Origin of the sequence: Halomonas ventosae (genome assembly GCF_004363555.1) — a bacterium.
GTDB classification, from domain to species: Bacteria; Pseudomonadota; Gammaproteobacteria; order Pseudomonadales; family Halomonadaceae; genus Halomonas; species Halomonas ventosae.
Window position 1 is genome coordinate 1 of the sequence record NZ_SNZJ01000047.1, and the last position, 1139, is coordinate 1139.

Below are 1139 nucleotides of genomic sequence, written 5' to 3' on the forward strand. Positions count from 1 at the left end.
TGGCGTAGGACCTTGTGTCTCTCCAGTGAGGGGTGATTAGCTACCACCGCTCACAGCCTGGGTGTATCCCGAGTAGGACCGAATGGCCTCGAGCCTGTAAAGGAGATAGGTCACCCAGGCTTTCATCTCGCAATCCTGAACGGTATCCAGCGCCCCCCGCGAGGGTGAGGCTGAACGAACAAGGAAAGGCGTGAGAGATGGCCCATATCGGAATCGACGTCAGCAAGAACAAGTTGGACTGCTTATGGCTGCGTGATGTGCAAGCACGCAAGGTCAAGACCAAGGTGTTCCCCAACCAGCATACCCATTATCCGGCCCTGCTGGATTGGTTGATTCGGCATACCCAGGAGTCGCCGGAGGCCCTGCACGTCTACCTGGAGGCGACAGGTATCTATCATGAGCCATTGGCCTACTGGCTGTACCAGGCTGGCGTGACGGTCTATGTCCTGAACCCGGCGCGGGTGCGTGATTTCGCCAAGAGTACCGGGATCAAGAACAAGACGGACAAGGCGGATAGCCACGTCCTGGCCCTGTTCGGTGCCACCCAGCCTCAGCAATGCTGGGTGCCAGAACCTGAGGAGGTCCGCGAGCTGAAGCGCCTGGTGGCGAGGCGAGATGCTGTCCAGCAGGACATTCAGCGCGAGAGGAACCGGCTTGAGAAAGCTCGGTTCAGCCGGGATAGCCAGGCGATAATCTCGATTCGTCATGTCCTGGTAGCCTTGGAGCAAGAGGACAAGCGCCTCCAGCAGGCGATAGAGGAGCACCTCGACCAACACGATCACCTGAAGCGTGACCGTCGATTACTGGCCAGCATCCCCGGGATCGGTCCTTTGCTGTCCATTCGGCTGGTGGCTGCCCTGCGAAGCAGGGCGTTCAAGAGCGCTCGACAGGCAGCAGCCTTCGTAGGCCTGGTGCCCATGCACCACGCTTCAGGCCACTCAGTCGAGAAGAAGCCACGCCTGACGAAAATGGGGAGCGCTAAGCTACGGCAGCAGCTTTACATGGGGGCTGTAGTGGCCCTACGGCACAACCCAGACATTGAAGCGCAGTACGCGAGGCTACGCAGAGCGGGTAAGCCGACGATGACAGCCTTGGGGGCTGCCATGCGCAAGCTGGTGCATATCGCTTTCGGCGTCTTG

General features: G+C 59.7%; 1 protein-coding gene. It reads left to right on the forward strand.

Translation table 11 applies throughout. The features are described from left to right. Positions 1-197: 197 nt before the first annotated feature. A partial coding sequence (locus DFP85_RS18805; RefSeq protein ID WP_133637930.1) for an IS110 family RNA-guided transposase occupies positions 198-1139 on the forward strand: 942 nt, incomplete at its 3' end.